The sequence below is a fragment of the Pseudoalteromonas rubra genome (genome assembly GCF_005886805.2).
In the GTDB taxonomy this organism is placed as follows: domain Bacteria; phylum Pseudomonadota; class Gammaproteobacteria; order Enterobacterales; family Alteromonadaceae; genus Pseudoalteromonas; species Pseudoalteromonas rubra_D.
The window spans coordinates 936,943-957,164 of the sequence record NZ_CP045429.1; the positions used below are offsets into that span (position 1 = coordinate 936,943).

Consider the following 20,222-nt stretch of genomic DNA (forward strand, 5'->3'; position numbering starts at 1 on the left):
CTACAGATAGTCACGCTCCATGCTAGATTTCAGCTTAGATGTACTTCTTTTAAGCAATACCAGCCCCACTAAAGTGGCTACCAAGAGCCAAACCCACTTATTGCCATGCTGACTATAAAAGCTGTCCCCGCGCATCAGTTTCACGTCCAGTAACATTGTCTCCTCAACAAACTGAGGCAAGGTGTGCTGTGTCTGACTAAGTGGATCATAAATCCCACTGATCCCATTGTTGGTTACCCGAACCAAAGGACGTTGTAGTTCCAGCGCGCGCATCCGGGCAATTTGCATATGCTGATGCGGGCCGTGTGAATCCCCAAACCAGGCGTCATTGCTAACGGTAAAGAGAATATCAGACTGACTGGTGTAGTTGTTTCTGACCAGTTCACTGAAGGCAATTTCGTAGCAGATAGCAGGCAGGACATGTAACCCATTGGCTATTAGGTTTGCTTGCTGTGCGTCACCCCGGGAGAAGGAAGACATAGCCAGGTTGAATAAGGGGGCAACCGGCCGTAACCAGGCTTCAAAAGGGACAAACTCTCCTATGGGGAGCAGCTGATGTTTTTGATAGCGGTTTGTGTGCAGATATTGATAATGACCCTGTTCGTCATCTGTCTGTTGCTTACCCACGACAATCAGGGTGTTGTAGACATTACGGGTGTCAAACTGATAATCAGGAATGCCTGTGATTAACGCACTTTGATTAAAAGCAGCAGCTTTGTCCAGGTTGTGCAAAAAGTCGAAGGCTAAGTCTTCAAGCTCCGGAATAGCTGCTTCTGGCCAGACAACCAGATCAGCCTGCTGCCACAGTGGTCGTGTCATATCCTGGTATTTTGACATGGTCGGCCAGAATTGTTCTGGTTCCCAGCGCAGGCTCTGCTGAATATTGCCCTGAACCAACAAGATGCGGGTTTGTTCGCCTGTATATTCAACCGGGTTATCTGTCGTACGAGTCAAAAAAGAGAGCGCAAACAGAGGCAGCAGGGTCATTAGAGTTAACTGATAGCGTTTATACCAGAGCAGGTAGTATAAAAGAGCACCAAACAACACACACACCAGAGTCAGACCAAATTCACCAATCCAGGGGGCGAGCACGTTTAGTGGGGAATCGGTCTGACTATAGCCAAAACTGAGCCAGGGGAACCCGGTCAGTAAAGTGCCGCGCAGATATTCAAATATCGCAAACCCGCTGAGCAGCAATGCGACACGTTGCCAGGGCTTGTCTGAGAAGCGTGTTGCCAGCGCAAAGGCCAGTGCAGGGTAAATAGCCAGATACGCACAAAGCAGGCCCATTAATAACAGCGAAGCTGGTAGGGGTAAACCACCGAACTGAGCAATTGATACATGCACCCAGCTTATTCCGGCCGCAAACCAGCCAAAGCCAAATAAAAAACCATACTTGGCTGCTTGTCGGGTCGTGGGCTGATCCGTTACAAAACACGCAACTGCGAGCGCGACAAAGATGATTGGCCATAGTCCAAATGGCGCGTAACTGAAGGTCAGTGAGGCACCGCTAAGCAGTGCCAGCCACGTAAACTTGTCTTTCAGTAGGGCGGTGAGTTTATTCGAGAACGTCTTCAACATGTTCGGTTTTTGGCATCGTCACCTGTAACTGCAAAATGCGGCGATTGTCCGAGTTGGTGACCTTGAATTGCAAGGGGGCAATGTCAATGGTTTCGCCGCGGCTTGGCATATGGCCAAATGCATGCAAGATTATCCCGCCTATGGTGTCTGCTTCCTGTGTATCATATTCCGTTTTGAAGTACTCGTTAAACTCATCCAATGGTGTCAGAGCCTGAACGTTAAACACGTGCTTAGACAACTGGCGGATGGCCTGTTGCTCGTCTTCATTATCGTGTTCATCTTCAATCTCACCGACGATGGTCTCAAGAATGTCTTCAATGGTCACCAGGCCTGAAACACCTCCGTACTCATCAATGACAATCGCCATGTGGTAACGTTTTTGTCGAAATTCATTGAGCAGCGCATCAACACGTTTACTCTCAGGAACCACAACCGCCGGGCGCAAGTATTCACGAATGGTTGGTAATTCACTGTCACGCTGAACAATCAGGGGTAACAGATCTTTGGCCAGCAAAATGCCTTCGACATGATCTTTGTCTTCGCAAATGACCGGGAAACGCGAATGGCTGGATTCAACCATTGCGGGTAACTGCGACTCCAGGTCCTGATCAATATCCAACGTCACCATTTGTGAACGCGGGATCATGATGTCGCGGACTTTTAACTCAGAAACACTGAGTACGCCTTCCATCATGTCTTTGGTTTCAGGATCGATCAGGGCTCTTTCCTGTGCGTCGGCAATTACCTCTACCAACTCTTCTTTGTTTTGGGGTTCCCCTTGCAGCATCTGTGTGATGCGTCCCAGCCAGGTCTTGCTCGAAGAACCCTGACTACTTTGCGAGTTTTCGTCGCTCATTGCGGTGTGTTACTCCAGTCGGTTAAACGTCATCTCGATATGGGTCAGCAATGCCCAGATCGGCTAAGAATTCTTTTTCAAGACTTTCCATTTCATCGGCGTCCTGTTCATTTATATGGTCAAAGCCCAACAAATGCAAGCACCCGTGTACCACCATATGAGCAAAATGATCGTGGAAGGTTTTTTCCTGTTCTTCGGCCTCTCGAAAAACAACCTGAGGACAAATAATTAGGTCACCAACCAGTGGTAGCTCAATCCCAGGTGGTGCTTCAAAAGGAAAAGACAGCACATTGGTGGGCTTGTCTTTTCCGCGGTACTGGCTGTTCAGCTCCTGGCTTTCTGCTTCATCTGCAATTCGTATGGTAACCTCGGCCTCTTCCTTATACGCAAGGAGTGCTTTTTCGGCCCACAACTGAAATTGTTCCGCAGAAGGCAGGTTGGCGAAGTCACTGGCAATCTGTAGATCTACCTCAAGCGACATTATGAGCGCTCCTCGTCGTTGGCGTTTGGATGTGTATCAGCCGGTGTGGTATTGGCCTGTGCCTGTAATCTTGCCTGCTGTTTGTTAAACTTTTCCTTTCGCTCGGCTTCTTCTTTTTTCTCGTAGGCCTCAACAATGCGTGCGACTACTGGGTGACGTACCACATCGTGAGATTTAAAGAAGTTAAACGAAATCTCGTCAACCTCTCCCAATACATCAATGGCATGGCGCAGACCAGAGCGCGCACCGCGAGGTAAATCCACCTGAGTGATGTCACCCGTGATCACGGCTTTAGAGTTAAAACCGATCCGGGTCAGAAACATCTTCATCTGCTCTGTGGTGGTGTTCTGGCTTTCATCGAGAATTATAAAGGCATCGTTCAGTGTCCGGCCACGCATATACGCTAGCGGTGCAACTTCAATCACGTTCTTTTCGATCAAACGCTCGACTTTTTCAAAACCCAGCATCTCAAATAGCGCATCGTAAAGCGGACGTAGGTAAGGGTCTATTTTTTGTGTTAGGTCGCCAGGCAAGAAACCCAGCTTTTCACCCGCTTCAACGGCCGGACGAGTCAACAGAATACGACGAATTTCCTGGCGTTCCAGGGCATCTACCGCCGCCGCTACTGCCAGGTAGGTTTTACCTGTCCCTGCCGGACCGATACCAAAACAGATGTCATGGGTCAGAATATTGGCCACATACTGACTCTGATTGGGGTTACGAGGCTTAACCACACCACGGCGTGTTTTTATAAAGACTTCTTTTTCCCACACATCTGGGGCTTCCTGCTCCAGGCAGTTGGCCTCAGTGATAGCCAAATGAACTTGGTCTGGCTCAATATCGACAAACTTGCCGCGTACGGGCTGAGTTTCTACATACAGGGATTTTAAAATGTCGACCGCAGCCTTAGCCACAAGCGGTTGGCCTGTGACTTTGAACCAGTTATCTCTGTGGGTAATTTCAATGCCCAGACGACGTTCAATTTGCTTCAGGTTGTCATCAAAAGGCCCGCATAAAGAAGATAGGCGGTGATTGTCGGAGGGTTCCAGATAAAATTCGATATTCTTGACTTGGTTACTCAAAACAACTTCCTAATAACAAGACGCCAGCATCAGCTGGCGTCGAAATTCCAAGACTAAGGCGTAAAGGTGGCAACACCCAGCTCATTGGCTTCTGGTTCTGCTGGTGCACGATTTAAGATATCCGAAGGTGCAACATCTCGGCGTAAGTCCATCTCAGTTTCAGTTCTGATCAGTTCACCACGCAATGAATTGGGCAGCGCCTCAGTGATACGTACGTCAACGAACTGACCGATCACTGAGTGTGGACCTTCAAAATTCACAACCCGATTATTCTCGGTACGGCCACGTAATTCCATTGGGTTCTTTTTCGAAGGACCTTCAACCAGGATGCGTTGCTCAGTATCATGCATTTTACGGCTGATGTCCTGTGCCATCTGATTGATGCGATTTTGCAGCAAGTACAAACGCTCTTTCTTTTCTTGTTCGGTTACATCATCAGGCAGATCCGATGCCGGCGTACCTGGACGAGCTGAATAGATAAAGCTGAAGCTCATATCAAAGCCAATGTCGTTGATCAGATTCATGGTCGCTTCGAAATCCGCTTTACTTTCTCCCGGGAAGCCAATAATGAAGTCTGAGCTCATGCTTAGGTTCGGGCGGATCTTACGCAGTTTGCGGATCGTAGACTTGTATTCCAGTGCTGTATGGCCACGCTTCATCAGGTTCAGAATGCGGTCTGAGCCACTTTGAACCGGTAAGTGCAGGTGATCTACCAACTCTGGTACGTCTGCGTATGCATCGATGATGTCAGGTGTAAACTCAACTGGGTGTGAGGTGGTGTAACGAATGCGGTCGATGCCATCGATAGCCGCGACAAAGCGCAGCAGATCAGAGAAGTAGCAAATTTCGCCATCATGCATTTCACCGCGATAGGCATTGACGTTTTGACCCAGCAGGTTGACTTCACGCACACCTTGCTCTGCCAGTTGCGCAACTTCAAGTAAAACATCATCTAGAGGACGGCTCACTTCCTCACCACGCGTATAAGGTACAACGCAGAAAGTACAGTATTTAGAGCAGCCTTCCATAATGGATACAAACGCACTCGGGCCTTCTGCTTTTGGCTCTGGCAGGCGATCGAACTTTTCGATTTCCGGGAATGAAATATCGACCACTGAGCCTTGCTTGCTTTGGACCTGTTTGATCATTTCAGGCAGACGGTGCAAAGTTTGCGGACCGAAAACGATATCGACAAAGGGCGCACGCTGGCGGATTGTGTCGCCTTCCTGAGAGGCCACACAGCCACCCACACCAATAACCAAATCTGGATTATCGTCTTTTAGCAACTTCCAGCGGCCCAGCTGGTGAAATACTTTTTCCTGTGCTTTTTCACGAATTGAACAGGTATTGAGTAGGATCACATCCGCTTGTTCAGCTTCTTCTGTTAGCTGATAGCCATTGGTGGAATCAAGCAGATCCGCCATTTTCTGGGAGTCATACTCGTTCATCTGACAGCCCCAGGTTTTGATATGCAACTTTTTACTCATTGAAATAATGCCTCGTTTTCAACTCGGTGAATAGCACGATGTGCGACGCTAAAACAACTAATGTCACTAAGCCGACCCGCTCATCTCCTGAATCAATACAGAGCATAGTCTGTATCCTTGCCAGGATCTTGCGTGAAATTAGTTTAAAGGACGCGTATTTTATATGACCTAATGACACTAGCCAAGTATAGTTTTTAACTTTAAAAACCAAGATCAAGGCATCTTGTATTTGCTCAGCTACAATATGCAGGGCAATAAACCTTTCAGAACGAATTGGGTTACAATAGCGGGATATAACTTAGCAAGCTGAACTAAGGAGAAAGGGTATGAAAAACAAAGTGCTGATAGTTGGTGGTGGCATGGTTGGCGCAGCAGCTGCCGTGAAGCTCGCACAGCAAGGTCTGGCAGTCACAGTGCTCGAAACGCACCCATTGGATGCCATGCTGGCACTGACAGACGAGACCATTGATATTCGAGTCTCTGCCATTAATCGCTTTTCAGAAGCCTTGCTGGATGAGCTGCAGGCAATGCCGATGCTTCGCAATGCCAGGCTGGCACCGTATCAACAGCTTGAAGCGTATGAGCAGGAAAATAACAGCCTGTTATTTGATTGCGAGGAGCTGGCTGCAACGCATTTAGGCCACATTGTCGAAAACCGTCTTATTCAGGCCAGTTTATGGGTACAATTCGAACGCCTTGGCATTCAGGTCGAGCAGGTTTCTGGCACGCCTCAGGCAATCAAGCAAGATACTGATTCGGTTGAGTTGATTTACCCGGAGCAAAGCTATCAGGCCGATTTACTCTTAGCAGCTGACGGAGGGCGCTCTGTGGTACGCAAACTGGCTGGCATTGGGGTGACCGGTTGGCAATATCAGCAGCATTGTATGGGTGTGCTGATCAAACTGGATGCGCCGCAGCAGGTAAAAACCTGGCAGCAGTTTAAGCCGTCCGGACCGATTGCCTTTTTGCCTATGCAATACCCGTACGCCAATCTGATCTGGTATCACCATGGCAATGAGCTGGCGCAGATGAAGACGTTATCGAATGCACAGTTAAAGGAGGAGATACAAAATCACTTCTTCGATTTACCCGGTGAGTTTGAGGTGTTGCAAAGCGCGGTATTTCCGTTAGCCAGACAACATGCTAATCAATACCATCAGGGGCGTGTTGTCTTGATTGGCGACTCAGCACATACCATTAATCCACTGGCCGGGCAGGGCGTGAATTTAGGATTCAAAGATGTGGCTGCGCTGGCAAGCGTACTGGAAGGCGCTGACGATATTGGTAACGCCGCCTTGCTGCGCCGCTATGAGCAGAGCCGTCGTAACGATAATCTGATGATGATGAGTATGATGGATGCGTGTTATTTTGGCTTCTCTAACGAAATTGCACCATTAAAGCATTTCCGCAACCTGGTGTTAAAAGTGGCTAATCATGCTGGTCCAATTAAACGTGAAGTATTGAAACATGCAATGGGTGGCGTCGTTTAGACGTCATTCATAATAGGAACAACAGATAGCAAAGCAATAAAACTAAATGGAAATTATAGTGAAAATGGATAAATAATTAGGATGTTTCGGAGGAATAAAAATGGAATTTTGGATGTCTTAGAACTAAATGGTGCGGAAGGAGAGACTTGAACTCTCACAACCGAAGTTACAGAAACCTGAATCCTGCGCGTCTACCAATTCCGCCACTTCCGCATCGTATATTTAGCTTACTAATGAAAAAGAAACCTGAATCCTGCGTCTCATTCGACAACAGCCAATTCTGCCACTTCCGCATCGTATATTTGATTTTTAAAAAAAAGAAAAGTTTTAAGATTTTAAGATAAGAGTTAAATGGTGCGGAAAGAGAGACTTGAACTCTCACAACCGAAGTTACAGAAACCTGAATCCTGCGCGTCTACCAATTCCGCCACTTCCGCATCGTATATTTAACTGAATTTTCATCTCTTGAAGAGATGGCTGGAGTACCAGGATTTGAACCTGGGAATGGCGGGATCAAAACCCGCTGCCTTACCGCTTGGCGATACTCCAGCAATAATTCAAATCTTGAATCCAGATAAATCTAAATCGATAATATCCTTCTTCTTAACGCTTGATACTACAGAAATAAAAAGCGTAATCAAGTGTTTTAGTTCAACTTGAAGAACATGGTGCGGAAGGAGAGACTTGAACTCTCACATCCGAAGATACTGGAACCTAAATCCAGCGCGTCTACCAATTCCGCCACTTCCGCATCAAATTGTATCTCTCAAAGAAGAGATGGCTGGAGTACCAGGATTTGAACCTGGGAATGGCGGGATCAAAACCCGCTGCCTTACCGCTTGGCGATACTCCAACAAAGGTATTAAAAGTTGTTTCAGTTCAAACTTTAAGAACATGGTGCGGAAGGAGAGACTTGAACTCTCACATCCGAAGATACTGGAACCTAAATCCAGCGCGTCTACCAATTCCGCCACTTCCGCATGTTGGCTGGAGTACCAGGATTTGAACCTGGGAATGGCGGGATCAAAACCCGCTGCCTTACCGCTTGGCGATACTCCAACGAAACTAAATCTGTTTTAGTTCTGACTTAAAAGAACATGGTGCGGAAGGAGAGACTTGAACTCTCACATCCGAAGATACTGGAACCTAAATCCAGCGCGTCTACCAATTCCGCCACTTCCGCAACGTGGTGGCTATGCCCTGATTTGAACAGGGGACCCCATCATTATGAGTGATGTGCTCTAACCAGCTGAGCTACATAGCCATTGGCTGGAGTACCAGGATTTGAACCTGGGAATGGCGGGATCAAAACCCGCTGCCTTACCGCTTGGCGATACTCCAACGAAAAGTTGATTATTTTAGTTCTTATCGAGAACATGGTGCGGAAGGAGAGACTTGAACTCTCACATCCGAAGATACTGGAACCTAAATCCAGCGCGTCTACCAATTCCGCCACTTCCGCGTCTTGCTAGCTAGATGAGTTTTGGTAGTAATTAAAGCATGGTGGCTATGCCCTGATTTGAACAGGGGACCCCATCATTATGAGTGATGTGCTCTAACCAGCTGAGCTACATAGCCATCTCTTTAATTTCTCATCATCGCTGATGCGGGGCGTATTATGCGTATATGGCCGTATGTCGTCAACACCTTTTTTGCAAAAAAATACCTAACACAGTTTGTTTGCAGATAAATTAAGCGAACCAGCGTGTTTTTAATGCAATTAGGCTAATAATTTCGCGTCCAGTGTAATAGAAAGACAAAAAAAGCGCCATGAGGCGCTTTTTGTAAGACAGGTTTTGCCTGCCATTATTGAGTGCGTTACTTAGACATTGAACAAGAAGTTCATCACATCGCCGTCTTTAACGATGTAATCTTTACCTTCCTGACGCATTTTACCTGCGTCTTTAGCACCGCTTTCGCCTTGGTATTCAATGTAATCATTAAAACCAATGGTTTGTGCACGAATAAAGCCGCGCTCAAAGTCAGTGTGGATCTTACCTGCTGCTTGTGGCGCAGTTGCACCGACAGGAATGGTCCATGCACGTACTTCTTTTACACCAGCAGTAAAGTAGGTTTGCAGTTTTAGTAGCTCGTACCCACCGCGGATCACCAGGTTAAGCCCCGGCTCTTCCAGACCAAGGTCGGCCATAAACTCAAGCTTGTCTTCTTCTTCAAGTTCAGACAGCTCAGACTCAATCGCAGCACAGACTGGAATTACAACAGCGTCTTCCGCTGCGGCAATTTCACGTACTTTGTCTAAAAATGGGTTATTTTCAAAACCATCTTCAGTGACGTTGGCGATATACATAGTCGGTTTGATCGTTAAGAAGTTCAGTGGCTTGATTGCAGCCAGCTCTTCTTTAGTCAGTTCCAATGAACGCAGTGTTAAACCTTCATCAAGGTGTGCTTTGACTTTTTCCAAGACTTCGTTTTGGAATTTAGCGTCTTTATCGCCACCTTTGGCCTTTTTAGCATTTCGCTGCGCTGCGCGGTCGGCTGCTTCCATGTCGGATAACACAAGCTCTGTGTTGATGACATCGATATCATCCGCCGGGTTTACCTGACCAGATACGTGCACGATGTTTTCATCTTCAAAGCAACGAACTACATGACCAATCGCATCGGTTTCGCGAATGTTTGCGAGGAATTGGTTACCCAGACCTTCACCTTTTGATGCGCCTTTTACCAGACCCGCGATATCAACAAATTCCATTGTTGTGGCAATGGTTTTTTGTGGATTAACAATCGCAGCCAGTTGATCCAAACGAGGATCCGGAACGGCAACAACGCCCGTGTTTGGTTCGATAGTACAAAAAGGGAAGTTCGCGGCTTCGATGCCCGCTTTGGTTAATGCATTGAATAGGGTTGACTTACCAACGTTAGGTAGGCCAACAATGCCACATTTAAAACCCATAGTTTAAAACCTTTAATTTGCTATCAATCGGACAAAATCCGGCATGGCCGGATTTTTATATCTTGCGACTGATATTAAGCGATCAATCACAGCTGTAACGGGACGCGTACGTCGGTGTTACGGCTTAAAAGAATGTAGTCTATTTTGTGCTTTTAACACACCGTCTTTGGCCAGGATTTCCATGCAACGTACGGCTTCATCCACCGCAGCATCAATTTTTTCCTGATCTGCCTGAGGCGCCTTGCCCAGTACCCAGCCTGTCACCTTATCGCGGTGTCCAGGATGGCCAATCCCAATGCGTAGACGCATAAACTCTTTGTTATTGCCCAGCTTGGCGATAATGTCTTTCAGACCATTGTGTCCACCGTGACCGCCGCCTTTTTTGAGTTTGGCGACACCGGGGTCCATATCCATTTCATCATGTGCAACCAGGATCTGCTCAGGCGGTATTTTATAAAAATTAGCCAGGCTACCTACAGCTTTACCGCTCAGGTTCATAAAAGTGGTTGGAATAAGAAGCTTAAATTCCTGATTGTTCAGGAGCAGCTTGCCGCTAAGGCCATGATGTTTGGAGTCAGGTTTGAGAGGGACGTTGTAGCGCCTGGCCAGTTCTTCGATAAACCAAGCCCCGGCATTGTGACGGGTGTTTGCATATTCGGGGCCTGGATTTGCCAGGCCCACTAGCATTTGAATAGTATTCAAGGTGCTAACACCTTAAAAATTATTCAGCAGCTTCTTCAGCTGTTTCTTCAGCAGCGCCGCCTTTAGGTGCGTTTACAGTCACAACCGCTTGGTCGTGGTCTGCACCTTTAGCAAGCTCAACAGAAACTACACCAGCTGGAAGTGCGATGTCTGAAAGGTGTACAGTTGCGCCAACTTCGATAGCTGCTACGTCAACTTCTACGAACTCAGGAAGCTGAGCTGGCAGACATGTGATTTCGATTTCAGTTACGTGGTGAGCAATCGTGTTGCCGCCTTTAGTTGCTGCTTCTTCGTTGATGAAGTGTACAGGAACTTTAGTGTGAAGCTTCTGAGAAGCGTCAACGCGTTGGAAGTCAAGGTGAGTTACCTTAGGCTTGTACGGGTGACGTTGGATGTCTTTCAGGATAGCTTCAACAGACTCACCACCGATGTTCAGAGTCAGGATGTGCGTGTAGAAACCTTCGTCTTCTTGCATCTGGATAACTTTGTTGTGCTCAAGAGTAAGCGAAACAGCGTCTTTGCCTGCACCGTAAAGGATAGCAGGAACTTTATCAGCGCGACGTAGGCGGCGGCTCGCACCAGTACCCAGAGTTTCGCGTACTTCAGCGTTTAATACGTATTGTGACATGAGTGTCTCCAATTATTTTAGTTAATACTTCGAAGGGCTCGCGACCAAGCACTTCGGTAAATCACCGAACTCACCGTGGTTGTATCCAAAGCAAGCCCAGTAAAAAGGCGCGCTAATATACCACTTACCAGCAGCCTTGCAAACCTTTGGACATAAAAAAAGCACCCTGAGGTGCTTTTTATTTGCGGATAAACACAGATTAGTGTTCAAACATCGCAGAGATAGACTCTTCATTGCTGATGCGGCGAATGGTTTCAGCCAGCATATCAGCCAGAGTCAGTACTTTGATCTTGTCAACAGACTTCAGTTCGTCAGACAAGGTGATTGAGTCAGTGACAATCACTTCGTCGATTACTGAGTTACGCAGGTTTTCAGCTGCATTACCAGACAATACCGGGTGAGTTGCGTAAGCGAATACACGCTTAGCGCCATGCTCTTTTAGTGCCGCAGCGGCTTTACACAGTGTGCCACCGGTATCAATCATATCGTCAACGATGATACAGTCACGACCTTCTACGTCACCAATGATGTGCATGACCTGAGACACGTTCGCTTGTGGGCGACGCTTGTCGATGATAGCCAGGTCTTTGTCATCCAGAAGTTTCGCGATTGCACGCGCACGAACTACACCACCGATATCCGGTGATACGACAACAACGTCGTCGAAGTCACGCTCTTTCATGTCTTCAAGTAGTACCGGGCTACCAAACACGTTATCAACAGGTACATCGAAGAAGCCCTGGATCTGCTCAGCGTGCAAATCAACGGTCAGTACGCGGTCGACCCCAACGCTTGACAAGAAGTCTGCGACAACTTTAGCTGTGATTGGTACACGGGCAGAACGTACACGACGGTCCTGACGGGCGTAGCCAAAATATGGGATAACAGCTGTAATACGACCTGCTGAAGCACGACGTAACGCATCCACCATAACAATGAGTTCCATCAGGTTGTCATTGGTTGGTGCGCAAGTGGACTGAACGATGAAGACATCAGAACCACGAACATTTTCATTAATTTGAACGCTGATTTCACCGTCGCTAAAACGGCCTACAACGGCATCACCTAATTCGATAAACAAACGTTTTGCAACTTTTTGAGCTAGCTCAGGTGTTGCGTTACCAGCGAAGAGCTTCATGTCGGGCACGGTAGGGTTCCTCAGGCACTGTAATATTATGTATGCAATGACGTCGTCTGTGACAGTGTCAAAACAAGCTAACTTAAACTATTTTACTTCATCTTTACGCCATGCAGCCAGTTGCCTGTGGGCAATTGACTCGCGAGCGTTTTGGCTAATAAAGCCTGTCCAGGGAGAGGGAAGTTGTTCGAGGACACGCTGTGCGGCTTGCGCAGATTCAAATTCTGCAAAGCAACACCCTCCTGTCCCTGTCAGTCTGGACGGCGCATATCTTAACAACCAGCTCAGGGTTTTATCAACCTCGGGGTGGAGCTTTTTAACTAATTCCTGACAGTCATTGTGTGTTTGCTCTAATGTCCAGTTAGCTGATAATTTGGGAGTTTTCCGGGGTAAATCTGGATGTGTAAAGACCTCTACGGTGCTGACATGGACATTAGGAAATACCACCAGGTAGTATTTTTCGGTGATAGGGTATGGACTCAATTTCTCTCCAACTCCCTGAGCTAACGCCGTTTTTCCGTGTACAAAAACAGGCACATCAGCCCCGAGTGTCAACCCAATATCGGCGAGTTGGGCGATGGACAGGTTACATTGCCATAAGGTGTTGAGTGCGAGTAATGTGGTGGCTGCATCCGATGAACCACCGCCAACACCGCCACCCATAGACAAGTTTTTAGTCAAGTGAATACGAACCCCCCTAGCTGCGGATTTATACGGACGCAGCGCGTTGGCAGCTCGAAAGATTAAATTATCCTGCAACGGGATATCCGCAACATCACCGTGGATCTCGATGGTATCTTGTTCCAGCGGGACGAAGGTTAATTGGTCGCCGTACTCTAGCAAGGTAAACAGGGTTTCCAGCTCGTGGTAGCCATCAGCACGGCGGCCATTGATGTGTAAAAACAGGTTGAGTTTTGCCGGAGCGGTTAATTTTAGTGGTTTCATAAGGTCTCAAAGTGCCAGTTACTGATACGGATTTTGATGGTGATGTCATTGTGCGTCAGTGTGAGTCGGGTTGGCAGTTCGAGCCCGTTGACGCGTTGATATGTCTGGTAGGCGACCTGCCAGCGCAAGCCCTGCTTATCTTGCCAGGTTGCCTGGGTAAGTTGTTGCTTTTGATTATATTGGTTATCGGGCGCGTCTATTTGACCTGTCAACCATTGCGGTGCCTGCGATACCGGCAGTTGCCAGCCACTCAGACGATATACCAGTTCACTGCTGTCGTCGCTGGTGTAAGTTTTATCTTCGAGCGTGAGTGTGCTGTACTGATCAAGCTCTTCGAGTTTTAATACCTGGGTACCAATAAATGTATTTAGTGTCAGAGTTTGTTTTTGTTCGCGGTATTGCCAGTTAAAATTGGCGGACTGGCGCTCTTCGGGAGAGATAAATGCGAGCTTACCCGTTGCCCGCCAATTGTTATAACTTTCGGGACGATTTTGCTGTGTATGCTCATCAGACGGCGTAATACGCTGTGCACACCCACTCAGAAACAATAAAAACATGAGCAAAATCAAATGAAACTGTTTCAAACTAAGTTCCTTACTTTCCATATTCGATTGATTTTTGGTAAAATTAGCGGCTTTAAAGCAGGGCTTGAGCAATACTGGCAGTTATGACCATCATCGCACTTGGGATCAATCACAAAACCGCGTCCGTCGAATTGAGGGAAAAAGTCGCTTTTTCTCCGCAACAACTATCGGATGCGCTACAGCAGCTGTCTGAGTTACCGCAGTTTAATGAGTCCGTGATTGTTTCTACCTGCAATCGGACCGAAATCTATTGTAGCCTTGGGGACCCGAATTCCCAAGCGCTTCTGGGTTGGCTTGCGCAATTTCACCAGATAGAAGAGCACGAATTGGCTGAGAACGTCTATGTGCACCACAATCAGGACGCCGTTAACCACCTGATGCGCGTTGCTTGTGGATTGGATTCGCTGGTATTAGGTGAGCCACAGATCCTGGGGCAGATTAAGCAAGCTTATAATAGTGCAAAGGCACACAATGGCATTCAGCCTGTGTTTGAACGCTTATTTCAGAAAACCTTCTCAGTAGCAAAGCAAGTTCGTACCGAAACCGAAATTGGCGCTAGTGCGGTATCTGTTGCGTATGCCGCCGTTAATTTGGCAAAGCATATCTATGGCCAGCTGGAAAAGACCAATGTGTTGCTAATTGGTGCGGGTGAAACCATTGAGTTGGTTGCCAAGCACTTATCTCAACATAACCCAAAAGCTATCACCGTGGCCAACCGTACCATTGAACGGGCGCAACTGCTGGCAAATGAAATCAGTGCCAATGTCATTTCTTTGGCTCAGTTGCCGGAGCAATTGCATCAGGCTGATATTGTGATCAGCTCCACGGCCAGTACCTTGCCCATCATAGGTAAAGGCGTGGTAGAGCAAGCACTGAAAAAGCGTAAACACAAGCCGATGTTGTTCGTTGATATTGCGGTACCGCGTGATATTGAAAGTCAGGTGAATGACTTAGATGCTGCGTATTTGTATACCGTGGATGATCTACAGGCGATTGTGAACGAAAACATGGCTTCGCGGGAACAAGCTGCACGTGACGCACAACAAATCATTGACGATAAAACGCATGAATTTGCGCAGTGGCAGCGTTCACTGACCTCTGTGGATGTGATCCGGGAATATCGTGAATCCGCACAGACGATTAAATTAGAGCTCGTGGAAAAGGCGTTAAATCAGCTACAATCGGGTAAGAATTCAGAAAAGGTCTTGTTAGAGCTGGCAAACAAGCTCACCAATCGGCTCACTCATGCACCGACCCGTGCCATTCAGGCGGCGGCAAAAGAGGGCGATATAGAGCGTATTGCAGTATTAAAACAAGCATTAGGTATTGAGCAGGAATAAAAGTTAAATGAAAGAGTCCGTCTATCGTAAATTGGAAACGCTGGTAGAGCGCCACGAAGAAGTGGAAGCCATGCTGGGGGATCCGGAAGTTATTGGCGATCAAAACCGTTTTCGCGCGTTATCAAAAGAATATTCAGAGCTGGAAGATGTCGTTAAGGCGTTCACTGCCTACCAGCAGGCCCAGGAAAACGTTGCTGCGGCTGAAGAAATGCTAAAAGACTCAGATCCTGACATGCGTGAAATGGCTCAGGAAGAATACAAAGAAGCAAAAGAACAAATTTCAGAGCTGGAGGAGCAACTCCAGATCCTGATGCTGCCAAAAGACCCGAAAGATGACAATAACGTATTCCTTGAAGTTCGTGCCGGTACCGGTGGTGATGAAGCTGCGATTTTCGCAGGTGATTTATTCCGTATGTACAGTCGCTATGCAGAAGCACAAAAGTGGCAGGTCGAAGTGGTCAGTGCCAATGAAGGTGAGCACGGTGGCTATAAAGAGGTGATAGCCAACATCAAAGGGGATGGCGTTTACGGTAAGCTGAAGTTTGAGTCGGGCGCACACCGTGTACAACGTGTACCAGAAACAGAATCTCAGGGCCGTGTTCATACCTCAGCGTGTACAGTTGCTGTGATGGCAGAAATTCCAGAAGCAGAAGCCATTGAAATTAACCCATCGGACCTCAAGGTCGATACCTTCCGTGCATCTGGTGCCGGTGGTCAGCACGTTAACAAAACCGATTCTGCAATTCGTATTACTCACATTCCGACCGGGGTTGTGGTTGAGTGTCAGGATGAGCGTTCGCAGCATAAAAACCGTGCGAAAGCGTTGTCAGTACTGGGCGCCCGACTGCAGCAGGCTGAAGATGAAAAGCGTCAGGCAGAAGAAGCCAGCGAACGTCGAAACCTGGTTGGCAGTGGTGACCGCTCTGAACGTATCCGTACGTATAACTATCCGCAAGGACGTATCACGGACCACCGCATTAACCTTACGCTGTATCGTCTTAATGAAGTGGTAGCCGGCGACCTGGGTGCCGTTATCGATCCGTTAGTGTTGGAGTATCAGGCTGATCTGTTAGCAGCCATGGGCGACGACTAATGGCGCAGAATCCCAATCTTGCTCAGGCGATTGCCTGGGCGAGTTCGCAACTTCAAAGTAGCTCAGAGTCAGCGAAACTCGATGCCGAAGTGCTGCTTTTACACATTCTTCAGAAGAACCGCAGTTACTTATTCGCGTGGCCAGAAGCCGAGCTGAATGCAGAGCAATATCAATTATTTGAATCACTCATTGCACGTCGAAAAGCGGGTGAGCCAGTCGCCCATCTGACGGGGGAACGCGAGTTCTGGAGTTTGCCTCTGTATGTCAATAATAGCACCCTCATTCCCCGGCCAGATACGGAAACCCTGGTTGAGCATGCATTGACCTTACCCCTGCCGACAGGTGCTCGAGTCGTTGACCTGGGGACTGGTACGGGCGCTATTGTGCTGGCGCTGGCGTCGGAGCAGCCTGACTGGCAGCTTATTGGTGTAGACTACTCTCATGACGCGGTGGCTCTGGCAGAGAAAAACCGCCAACGGCTGGGTTTTGAGCATGTACAGATCCGCCAGAGCGACTGGTTTTCAGCCTTGTCAGATCAGCGCTTTGATTTGATTGTCAGCAACCCCCCGTATATATGTGAAACGGATGAGCACCTGAATCAGGGCGATGTCCGTTTCGAACCTTTATCAGCCCTGGTGGCGCCGGATGAAGGTTATGCCGATATCCGTCATATTACTGAGCAGGCACTGCAATATCTGGCACCGGATGGTTATCTGATGTTTGAACACGGGTATCAGCAAGCTGCTGGTGTTCAGCAGATTTTTGCACAAATGAACTATCGCAATATACTTACAATAAAAGATATGGCAGGCTGTGATAGGGTAACGATGGCGCAAAAGCCACAATAATCGTTGCTGATTATCTAAATTGCCTTGTGCAGGCATTATGCATAGTGCAGTGATACTGTATTGTGGTGGACAGCTCGGTTATCGCCAACCTGCTTCATGACCGTCAGCGTGCGCAATACTGGCGAGATACGAGTACAAAAAGAGTGTTAAGGACTCTCCAATGGATGATTTTTTGTTTTCAGACGAGCCAAGTGATTCGGAAGTACAGGAAAAAAGTGGCACCTGGAAGGTGATCATTGTTGATGATGAACCTGAAGTGCATGCGGTGACCAAGCTCGCGCTCAGCGATTTTGAGTTTCAGAAAAAGCGCCTGGAGTTCCTCAGTGCCTATTCCGGCGAGGAAGCAAAAAAGGTGGTTATGGACCATCCCGACGCCGCGATTGTATTGCTTGATGTGGTGATGGAAACGGATGATGCAGGCCTGAGGGTAGCACAGTACATCCGCGAAACTGCCAAGAACAATAATATCCGCATTATTTTGCGTACGGGTCAGCCAGGCCAGGCACCGGAGCGTCAGGTCATTGTTAATTATGATATCAATGACTACAAATCTAAAACCGAGCTGACGGCGCAAAAGCTGTTTACCGTGGTGATGTCGAGTTTGCGTTCTTATCGGGATATTTTGTCAATTGATCAGTCTCGTCAGGGGCTGGAAAAAATCATCACAGCATCTCGTAATATTTTTGCTTCCCATTCTATTGACCAGTTTATTGAAGGCGTTATACAGCAGCTGACGTCTTTGCTTGGAACCGTGGATGAAGCGATTTACGCCACCTCTTTGGTGGCCAGTAATGATCCCAGCAATAGCAGTGACAAACTGGTGGTATTTACCGGCCGTGGCGAATTTGCCCGAAGTGAAGGCAAGCCCATAGAAGATGTACTGGATACTGAGCAAATGGAAGCATGCCGACAGGCTTTGCAGGACAGAGGGATCGTATACAAGGACAACTATTTGTTTGCCTATTGTTCAAGCGAATATAATCATGCCTCCATGCTATTTGTTTCGGGGATCCCGGAGTTTCTGACCGACACGCAAAAACACCTGATCAAAATTTTCTCGCAAAACGTACAACTGGCGTATGAAAACGTCCAGTTGCAGGCTGAGATTGAAGACACCCAACAGGAACTGGTTTACCGCCTGAGTGAAGCGCTTGAACAGCGTTCTACTGAGTCGGGAAATCATGTAAAGCGCGTTGCCAACATATGCTATGTAATGGCCAAGCACTATGGCCTGAGCTACCGTGAAGCTGAGCTGATCAGACTGGCTTCGCCCTTGCACGATGTAGGGAATGTGGGTATTCCCGATGCCATTTTAAACAAGCCCAACAAGCTTGCGCCAGAAGAATGGGACGTGATGAAATCTCATACCCAAAAAGGGTATCAGATACTGCGCGACTCGCGCCGTGAAATCGTTAATGCCGGAGCGATGATTGCCCGAGATCATCATGAAAAGTGGGATGGCAGCGGCTATCCGAGCGGCAAAAAAGGCGAGGAAATTCATATTTTTGGTCGTATTGCAGCGATTGCCGATGTATACGACTCTATGCGTCATGAGCGCTGTTATCGCCCAGCATTCAGTCTGGAAGAGGTGATCGCAGAAATTAACAGCCAGAAAGGCAAACACTTTGACCCAAAACTGGTAGACGTATTTAATGAGGTTACAGACGAGCTGGAACAGATCCTGACTCGCTTACAAGATTGATTTTAAAATTTAATAAGGGGCAATTTTGGATTACATGGCACTTAAACACACGCATGTGATGTTTGCAGTTTTAAGTATTATTTTGTTTTATACCCGTGCTATTTCGCGTTTGGCCAGTGGTAAACTGGCAGCCAACAAAGGGGTCTTCATCGCTAGCCACAGTGTGGATACTGTACTGTTGATTTCGGCGGTATCGCTGGCAGTAATGGCGAGTCTGAACCCGGCACAGCAACCCTGGTTGATGGAAAAAATTGTTTTAGTCATTGCATATATAGCGCTAGGTTTCGTGATTGCGAAATCTACAACAAAAGCTAAGCAGGTTGGTGCACTGGTCATGGCAACTGTCACACTGCTGGCCGTTGGTTACCTTGCCAGTGCTAAAAATGCGCTGATACTCTGATAGACATGCGGGCAGCAGCGTTGCCCGCTTTCCCTGCCCACATCGTCAATTTTCCTCAAAATAAAAATCCCCTTGGGAATGTGTTGAAAAATGTTACACTAGCCCATTATGACTATAGACAGTAGAAAACAGTTCGTTATTTATGACTGATATCTGGTTCGATGAACACGACACAAGTACGGATCATTTTTCGACGCCTGCCTTGTTACGTTGTATCTGGGCTGAGCCGCACTGGGATGCTCAAGCGGATACTTCACACACGCTATGTTTGCTCGCTGAACTGGAGCAGGCCGTTGACGCTATTTGTTATCAAAATGATGACAAGCACAAGTGTGTAGATGCATTGCTTGATGCGTTTTATACCCAGTGGTTGTTCAGCGGCACAGACCAAAAAGTGCCTGAACACTTGCTCAATAATGTGTGCTATGTGCTTAAAATGCACAGCGGTACCAGTATGGCGTTAGCCCTTATTCTGGTGCATTTGCTGGAGCGAGCACGTCTGAACGCAAGCCTGGCCATTAATCAGGGTGATGTGCTGGTTCACATCGCGTTGAGTGACGAAGAAGGGTACATTATCGACCCAAGCTCCGGCCATCAGTCTTGGTATGTGATCCCGGAAAACGGCGACGACAAAGAGCAGGAACCCATGGAGTTGGTATTTGGCGAGGAAGCTTTTAAGCTTTACCTGGCTCAACAAAAATGGTCCTTTATTGCTGCGGAGAAGTTTGGTCATGCACTGAGCTGTGTGGAGATGTTGATGGAGCTTCTGGGCGATGACCCCTATGAGCGCCGTGACCGAGGCTACCTGCTGAACCAACTTAATTGCCCTAAAATGGCCAAAGATGACCTGCAGTTTTTTGTTGATGAGTGCCCGGATGATCCAACCATTGAACTCATTCAAAATCAAATCGCAGAACTGGCCGATCACAATAATATCCTCCATTAAGTGAG

At 47.6% G+C, this 20,222-nt stretch carries 18 protein-coding genes and 12 tRNA genes; 7 read left to right on the forward strand and 23 right to left on the reverse strand.

The annotated features are described in order from the left end of the window. The 5 genes from lnt to miaB are packed head-to-tail and all read right to left on the reverse strand — an operon-like array spanning nt 1 to nt 5,487. Entirely contained in the window at nt 1–1,581 is a 1,581-nt protein-coding gene (gene lnt / locus CWC22_RS04100) for an apolipoprotein N-acyltransferase (RefSeq protein WP_138539645.1), read from the reverse strand. After that, complete coding sequence (gene corC / locus CWC22_RS04105) at nt 1,559–2,437, reverse strand: CNNM family magnesium/cobalt transport protein CorC (RefSeq protein ID WP_058797374.1); 879 nt, start codon at nt 2,435–2,437, stop codon at nt 1,559–1,561. Before corC ends, lnt begins: the two co-directional genes overlap by 23 nt. A 22-nt stretch (nt 2,438–2,459) precedes the next feature. After that, on the reverse strand, nt 2,460–2,918 hold the full coding sequence (gene ybeY, locus CWC22_RS04110; RefSeq protein ID WP_046002926.1) for an rRNA maturation RNase YbeY: 459 nt from the start codon (nt 2,916–2,918) through the stop codon (nt 2,460–2,462). Further along, a complete protein-coding gene (locus tag CWC22_RS04115) occupies nt 2,918–4,000 on the reverse strand; it encodes a PhoH family protein (protein ID WP_138539644.1) in 1,083 nt (360 codons plus the stop codon). The genes ybeY and CWC22_RS04115 overlap by 1 nt, the downstream gene beginning before the upstream one ends. Nucleotides 4,001–4,053: 53 nt before the next feature. Next, nucleotides 4,054–5,487, reverse strand: coding sequence for a tRNA (N6-isopentenyl adenosine(37)-C2)-methylthiotransferase MiaB (gene miaB, locus CWC22_RS04120; RefSeq protein WP_125564387.1), 1,434 nt, complete (start codon nt 5,485–5,487; stop codon nt 4,054–4,056). A 326-nt stretch (nt 5,488–5,813) separates the two neighbouring features. Here miaB and CWC22_RS04125 point away from each other — a divergent pair, with 326 nt between their 5' ends. Then, nucleotides 5,814–6,977, forward strand: coding sequence for an FAD-dependent oxidoreductase (locus tag CWC22_RS04125; protein ID WP_138539643.1), 1,164 nt, complete (start codon nt 5,814–5,816; stop codon nt 6,975–6,977). 128 nt (nt 6,978–7,105) lie between these two features. On the opposite strand, the gene CWC22_RS04130 is transcribed toward CWC22_RS04125, so the two are convergent. From CWC22_RS04130 to lolB, 18 genes are all read right to left on the reverse strand, one after another. Next, nucleotides 7,106–7,190, reverse strand: a tRNA-Leu gene (locus CWC22_RS04130). Nucleotides 7,191–7,329: 139 nt separating this feature from the next. Then, nucleotides 7,330–7,414, reverse strand: a tRNA-Leu gene (locus CWC22_RS04135). Between the two features lie 37 nt (nt 7,415–7,451). Further along, nucleotides 7,452–7,526, reverse strand: a tRNA-Gln gene (locus CWC22_RS04140). A gap of 117 nt (nt 7,527–7,643) precedes the next feature. After that, nucleotides 7,644–7,728, reverse strand: a tRNA-Leu gene (locus CWC22_RS04145). 27 nt (nt 7,729–7,755) lie between these two features. Beyond that, nucleotides 7,756–7,830 (reverse strand) — tRNA-Gln (locus CWC22_RS04150). Between the two features lie 42 nt (nt 7,831–7,872). Next, nucleotides 7,873–7,957, reverse strand: a tRNA-Leu gene (locus CWC22_RS04155). Between the two features lie 4 nt (nt 7,958–7,961). Beyond that, a tRNA-Gln gene (locus CWC22_RS04160) sits at nt 7,962–8,036 on the reverse strand. A 39-nt stretch (nt 8,037–8,075) separates the two neighbouring features. Then, nucleotides 8,076–8,160 (reverse strand) — tRNA-Leu (locus CWC22_RS04165). A 4-nt stretch (nt 8,161–8,164) separates the two neighbouring features. Further along, nucleotides 8,165–8,241, reverse strand: a tRNA-Met gene (locus tag CWC22_RS04170). A 2-nt stretch (nt 8,242–8,243) separates the two neighbouring features. Further along, nucleotides 8,244–8,318 (reverse strand) — tRNA-Gln (locus CWC22_RS04175). Nucleotides 8,319–8,354: 36 nt separating this feature from the next. Further along, nucleotides 8,355–8,439, reverse strand: a tRNA-Leu gene (locus tag CWC22_RS04180). A 39-nt stretch (nt 8,440–8,478) separates the two neighbouring features. Continuing rightward, nucleotides 8,479–8,555, reverse strand: a tRNA-Met gene (locus tag CWC22_RS04185). A gap of 244 nt (nt 8,556–8,799) precedes the next feature. Next, a complete protein-coding gene (ychF, locus tag CWC22_RS04190; RefSeq protein WP_049864749.1) occupies nt 8,800–9,891 on the reverse strand; it encodes a redox-regulated ATPase YchF in 1,092 nt (363 codons plus the stop codon). Nucleotides 9,892–10,008: 117 nt separating this feature from the next. Next, nucleotides 10,009–10,593, reverse strand: a complete 585-nt coding sequence (pth, locus tag CWC22_RS04195) for an aminoacyl-tRNA hydrolase (RefSeq protein WP_010386547.1) — start codon at nt 10,591–10,593, stop codon at nt 10,009–10,011. A 19-nt stretch (nt 10,594–10,612) separates the two neighbouring features. Then, nucleotides 10,613–11,221, reverse strand: coding sequence for a 50S ribosomal protein L25/general stress protein Ctc (locus tag CWC22_RS04200; RefSeq protein WP_010386545.1), 609 nt, complete (start codon nt 11,219–11,221; stop codon nt 10,613–10,615). 199 nt (nt 11,222–11,420) lie between these two features. Next, nucleotides 11,421–12,368, reverse strand: coding sequence for a ribose-phosphate pyrophosphokinase (locus tag CWC22_RS04205; RefSeq protein ID WP_010386544.1), 948 nt, complete (start codon nt 12,366–12,368; stop codon nt 11,421–11,423). 78 nt (nt 12,369–12,446) lie between these two features. Next, nucleotides 12,447–13,304 (reverse strand): 4-(cytidine 5'-diphospho)-2-C-methyl-D-erythritol kinase, encoded by an 858-nt coding sequence (gene ispE / locus CWC22_RS04210; protein WP_138539642.1) that lies wholly within the window; start codon nt 13,302–13,304, stop codon nt 12,447–12,449. Then, nucleotides 13,301–13,888, reverse strand: coding sequence for a lipoprotein insertase outer membrane protein LolB (lolB, locus tag CWC22_RS04215; protein ID WP_138539641.1), 588 nt, complete (start codon nt 13,886–13,888; stop codon nt 13,301–13,303). Before lolB ends, ispE begins: the two co-directional genes overlap by 4 nt. An 83-nt stretch (nt 13,889–13,971) precedes the next feature. Between lolB and hemA the strand changes: the two genes are divergently transcribed. The 6 genes from hemA (at nt 13,972) to CWC22_RS04245 (ending at nt 20,217) form a co-directional block, all read left to right on the forward strand. Next, nucleotides 13,972–15,228, forward strand: a complete 1,257-nt coding sequence (hemA, locus tag CWC22_RS04220; protein ID WP_138539640.1) for a glutamyl-tRNA reductase — start codon at nt 13,972–13,974, stop codon at nt 15,226–15,228. Between the two features lie 7 nt (nt 15,229–15,235). Then, entirely contained in the window at nt 15,236–16,321 is a 1,086-nt protein-coding gene (gene prfA / locus CWC22_RS04225; protein WP_125564399.1) for a peptide chain release factor 1, read from the forward strand. Next, nucleotides 16,321–17,169, forward strand: coding sequence for a peptide chain release factor N(5)-glutamine methyltransferase (prmC, locus tag CWC22_RS04230; protein ID WP_138539639.1), 849 nt, complete (start codon nt 16,321–16,323; stop codon nt 17,167–17,169). The genes prfA and prmC overlap by 1 nt, the downstream gene beginning before the upstream one ends. Nucleotides 17,170–17,329: 160 nt before the next feature. After that, a complete protein-coding gene (locus CWC22_RS04235) occupies nt 17,330–18,871 on the forward strand; it encodes a DUF3369 domain-containing protein (RefSeq protein ID WP_125564403.1) in 1,542 nt (513 codons plus the stop codon). 25 nt (nt 18,872–18,896) lie between these two features. Continuing rightward, entirely contained in the window at nt 18,897–19,271 is a 375-nt protein-coding gene (locus CWC22_RS04240) for a SirB2 family protein (RefSeq protein WP_125564405.1), read from the forward strand. 142 nt (nt 19,272–19,413) lie between these two features. Continuing rightward, nucleotides 19,414–20,217, forward strand: coding sequence for a tetratricopeptide repeat protein (locus CWC22_RS04245; RefSeq protein ID WP_125564407.1), 804 nt, complete (start codon nt 19,414–19,416; stop codon nt 20,215–20,217). Nucleotides 20,218–20,222: the final 5 nt, after the last annotated feature.

Coding starts and splice junctions, on each gene's coding strand:
- miaB (WP_125564387.1), bottom strand. CDS start 5,487: ATGAGTAAAAAGTTGCATATCAAAACCTGGGGCTGTCAGATGAACGAG.
- CWC22_RS04245 (WP_125564407.1), top strand. CDS start 19,414: ATGACTGATATCTGGTTCGATGAACACGACACAAGTACGGATCATTTT.
- hemA (WP_138539640.1), top strand. CDS start 13,972: ATGACCATCATCGCACTTGGGATCAATCACAAAACCGCGTCCGTCGAA.
- prmC (WP_138539639.1), top strand. CDS start 16,321: ATGGCGCAGAATCCCAATCTTGCTCAGGCGATTGCCTGGGCGAGTTCG.
- ychF (WP_049864749.1), bottom strand. CDS start 9,891: ATGGGTTTTAAATGTGGCATTGTTGGCCTACCTAACGTTGGTAAGTCA.
- prfA (WP_125564399.1), top strand. CDS start 15,236: ATGAAAGAGTCCGTCTATCGTAAATTGGAAACGCTGGTAGAGCGCCAC.
- CWC22_RS04125 (WP_138539643.1), top strand. CDS start 5,814: ATGAAAAACAAAGTGCTGATAGTTGGTGGTGGCATGGTTGGCGCAGCA.
- ybeY (WP_046002926.1), bottom strand. CDS start 2,918: ATGTCGCTTGAGGTAGATCTACAGATTGCCAGTGACTTCGCCAACCTG.
- corC (WP_058797374.1), bottom strand. CDS start 2,437: ATGAGCGACGAAAACTCGCAAAGTAGTCAGGGTTCTTCGAGCAAGACC.
- lnt (WP_138539645.1), bottom strand. CDS start 1,581: ATGTTGAAGACGTTCTCGAATAAACTCACCGCCCTACTGAAAGACAAG.
- CWC22_RS04235 (WP_125564403.1), top strand. CDS start 17,330: ATGGATGATTTTTTGTTTTCAGACGAGCCAAGTGATTCGGAAGTACAG.
- CWC22_RS04200 (WP_010386545.1), bottom strand. CDS start 11,221: ATGTCACAATACGTATTAAACGCTGAAGTACGCGAAACTCTGGGTACT.
- ispE (WP_138539642.1), bottom strand. CDS start 13,304: ATGAAACCACTAAAATTAACCGCTCCGGCAAAACTCAACCTGTTTTTA.